The organism is Microcoleus sp. Pol10D4, assembly GCF_036701555.1.
Lineage (GTDB): Bacteria > Cyanobacteriota > Cyanobacteriia > Cyanobacteriales > Microcoleaceae > Microcoleus.
On sequence record NZ_JAUBRA010000151.1, the window covers coordinates 1 to 3,585 of the forward strand.

The following is a 3,585-nucleotide window of genomic DNA, read 5'->3' on the forward strand; positions in this document are numbered from 1 at the left end:
GTTCGGATGATGTTTCTATTATTAACGGTGTTGTTAACGTTTGTAAAGGGGTGTAGCGACAGTTAAACTGATGACTGTGATTAGGAAAGCTGATGTAAGGAGAGACAGGGGCGTAGCTTGCGGGGCGGGACGCCATCGCTAGGGTTTTGTTAAGAAAGTTGAGGGTTTTGCTTTCTGTGGGTCAGCTCGTGATACCTTTCTAAAACCTGAAAGCGGGAAAGTCCGGTGCAATTCCGGCGCTGTGCCGCAACTGTAAAAGTCAGAATGCCGATTTCGGGGGCGCTTTGTGGGCGTTTACTTTTGGATTCCCTGCGTAGCACGGGGAGGAGATTATTTGTTAGCTTTGACTGATTTGCCGACTTGTCCGGGTTTATTTTACGGTTCCCAAGCCCGAGACGGAGTTTTATCGAGAATGCGGATTCCGGGGGGAATTTTAAACGCGCAGCAGTGTTGGACGATCGCCGATGTGGCTGATCAATACAGTACCGGCTGTTTGCAAGTGACAAATCGGGCAAATTTGCAAATCCGAGAAGTGAACTCGGAAATTGCCCCGGAAGTCTGGAACCGCTTGCAGGAATTGGGGATAGCGTCTCGCCGCGTTGAAGTTGACCCGATTCGCAATATTATGGCAAGCCCGACAGCCGGGATCGATCGCCAGCAGTTACTTGATACTCGCCCGCTAGCCAAAGCTTGGGATGATTACCTGCAAACGCATCCTGAGTTGTCGGAACTTTCGCCTAAGTTCAGTATTGGCTTCGACGGCGGGGAATCGGTTTCGATCGGCGATTTACGCAACGATATTTTATTAGCTGCTGAAGGGCGTTCAACCCAATCAGAAATCCTTTTTCGGCTGTATTTAAAGGGTGATACAGGAATTTTAATCCAAGAATCACAATGTATTTCTGTATTAGCCGCCCTCGCTAGCACCTATCTTGAATACACAAAAAATCGACCTCGAATTGATGGCAAAAAACCGCGTTTGCGTCACCTGCTGGCAGATTGGGGCGCTGAAAGTTATCTAGAAAGGGTACAGCAGAATTTACCATTTTTAGGGCAATTCACATCTTGCACATTTCCTAAAAACAGCCAAGATGCCTGTTCCACAAAGAGTGAATTTCCTTATGGGGTGGGCATCTTGCCCGCCAGATTGATCGACTTATCTGAAAAATCCCTCCCCAATCACCGACATCTCGGCATCCACCCTCAGCGACAGTCGGATTTATCCTACATCGGAATAGCACTGCCTCTCGGTAGGCTAGAATCAAAGCAACTGCGGAATTTGGCAAATTTAGCCCAAAATCTAGCCAGCGGTACCCTGAGACTTACGCCGTGGCAAAATCTGTTGATTTCTGATGTCCCCAACTCCCAGCTTTTTGAGATAAAACAGCAAATCGCCGATTTGGGATTGCACTCGTCAGCGACTCGCCTAGATTCGTGCTTGGTGGCTTGTGCCGGCAGCAGCGGCTGTGCATCGGCGGCGACAGATACTCAAAGTCACGCCCTAGCAATGGCGAGGGATTTAGCGCAAAAATTGACGATCGACCAGCCGATTAACATTCATTTCAGCGGTTGCCAAAAGTCCTGCGCCCAGCACCAACCAATTGATATCACGCTGGTGGGAATTCAGATTGAGCGAGGACACGAGACGATCGAAGGTTACGACATTTATGCGGGTAGAAAAGATTTGCCCTTCGGGCGACCAATTTTTCCGGCGGTGAGTGCGATCGAGATGCCCGGTACGATAGAGCGAATGTTGCAGGTATATCAGCGGTTTCGAGAGCCTTTGGAGTCATTTGGTAAGTTTGTGGATCGGCAGGCGATCGACCAATTGCAGGAGTTGTTCACCACCGAAAATCGGAATTGAAAGTGAAAAAATATCCTATAGAAACAGACAAATTTTAAGCATTTCTCTTTCTATCTCTCTTGATGTTTCTTCCTTCGCTTCCTTTCCATCTTCGCGGTTCATTCAAAAAATCTATTTCACAAATCCCACAAACTTCCCATAGCAGTTTTAAACAATGATTGACTACATTCGAGACGGAACAGAAATCTACACCAAATCCTTCGCCACAATTCGAGCCGAAGCAGATTTGTCAAGCTTGCCGCCCGATTTAGAATCGGTAGCCGTGCGACTAATTCACAGTTGTGGCATGACTGATATTGTTACAGATTTAGCCGCTTCCCCCGGTGCAGCCACCTGCGGACGCCAAGCCCTCGCCGCAGGCGCGCCGATTCTGTGCGATGCCCGGATGGTGGCAGAAGGCATCACTCGCAAACGCCTTCCCGCTGACAATCCGGTGATTTGCACCCTCTGGCATTCCGAAATCCCGGAGTTGGCGCGGCAAATCGGAAATACTCGATCGGCTGCGGCCCTGGATTTATGGCTGGACAACTTGCAGGGTGCGGTTGTGGCAATTGGCAATGCCCCGACTGCTTTGTTCCGACTGCTGGAAATGCTGGATGCCGGAGCACCCAAACCGGCTTTAATTCTGGGTTTCCCGGTAGGATTTGTCGGGGCCGCCGAATCCAAAGCGGAACTCGCCGCTAACAGTCGAGGAGTGCCATTTATTACGTTGCACGGGCGGCGCGGTGGCAGTGCAATGGCAACGGCGGCCGTGAATGCGTTAGCGAAAAAGGATGAATTATGACTAAGGCAAATGGTAAATTGTACGGTTTGGGTATTGGCCCTGGCGATCCAGAATTGATCACATTGAAAGCTTATCGGATTTTGCAATCGGTGCCAGTGATTGCCTATCCGGCGATGGAAAATGGTAAGGTGCTGGCGCGGGCGATCGTTGCTGATTATCTGCGCCCGGAGCAAATTGAGATTCCGATGCCGCTGCCTTTTAGTCCGACGCGATCGTCTCAACCTTATTATGATATTGCGGCCGAGAAAATTGCCGCACATCTGAGCGAGGGTCAGGATGTGGCGGTGCTATGTGAGGGCGAACCTTTTCTCTACGGCTCGTTTATGTATCTATTTAACCGTTTGTCGGCGACATTTACGACTGAAGTTGTGCCGGGAATTTCTTCCACAATGGCGAGTGCGGCTGCGTTGGGAGTGCCGCTGACTTATCGTAACGATGTGTTAAGTATTATGCCTGCGACGCTGGATGCTGAGGTTTTGCGCGATCGACTGGCGGTTGTTGATGCTGCTGTGATTATTAAGCTGGGCCGGCATTTTGCGAAAGTCCGGGACGTGCTGATTGAGTTGGGACAGTTCGATCGAGCTTTGTATATAGAACGGGCAACTATGCCAAATCAGCGCATTCGGGCGATCGCAGATGTCGATCCCGCTGAAGTTCCCTATTGGGCTCTCATTATGATACCTAGCCAGCAAAAGTCTGTATCTTAATATTTCCATGCCTGAAGGCGGCGCGCTTCCAGGCTTTACCTACTTTTTTGTGCATTCTTACCTCTTTATCCAGTTTTCTTCATATTGATAACTTAAGCTTATAACTTCCATCAGTTAAGCTGTTGTTAAAATACTTTACAAACCTTAGAATATGCTTTATGTTTATTTACATGGCGGAACACAAAGCCGTCACGAACATTGAAAACCAAATAAAGCAATCATAAACAGAT

3 protein-coding genes and 1 riboswitch are annotated in these 3,585 nt (G+C 49.0%); all 3 genes read left to right on the plus strand.

The annotated features are described in order from the left end of the window. The first annotated feature begins 198 nt into the window (after positions 1-198). Positions 199-278: riboswitch (adenosylcobalamin-variant (AdoCbl-variant) riboswitch) on the plus strand. An 8-nt stretch (positions 279-286) separates the two neighbouring features. The 3 genes from cobG (at position 287) to QUA36_RS30965 (ending at position 3,355) form a co-directional block, all read left to right on the plus strand. After that, positions 287-1,864 (plus strand): precorrin-3B synthase, encoded by a 1,578-nt coding sequence (gene cobG, locus QUA36_RS30955; protein ID WP_333460135.1) that lies wholly within the window; start codon positions 287-289, stop codon positions 1,862-1,864. A gap of 154 nt (positions 1,865-2,018) precedes the next feature. Then, complete coding sequence (locus QUA36_RS30960) at positions 2,019-2,648, plus strand: precorrin-8X methylmutase (protein ID WP_333168695.1); 630 nt, start codon at positions 2,019-2,021, stop codon at positions 2,646-2,648. Further along, on the plus strand, positions 2,645-3,355 hold the full coding sequence (locus QUA36_RS30965) for a precorrin-2 C(20)-methyltransferase (protein ID WP_333460136.1): 711 nt from the start codon (positions 2,645-2,647) through the stop codon (positions 3,353-3,355). The genes QUA36_RS30960 and QUA36_RS30965 overlap by 4 nt, the downstream gene beginning before the upstream one ends. The last annotated feature ends 230 nt before the right edge of the window (positions 3,356-3,585 follow it).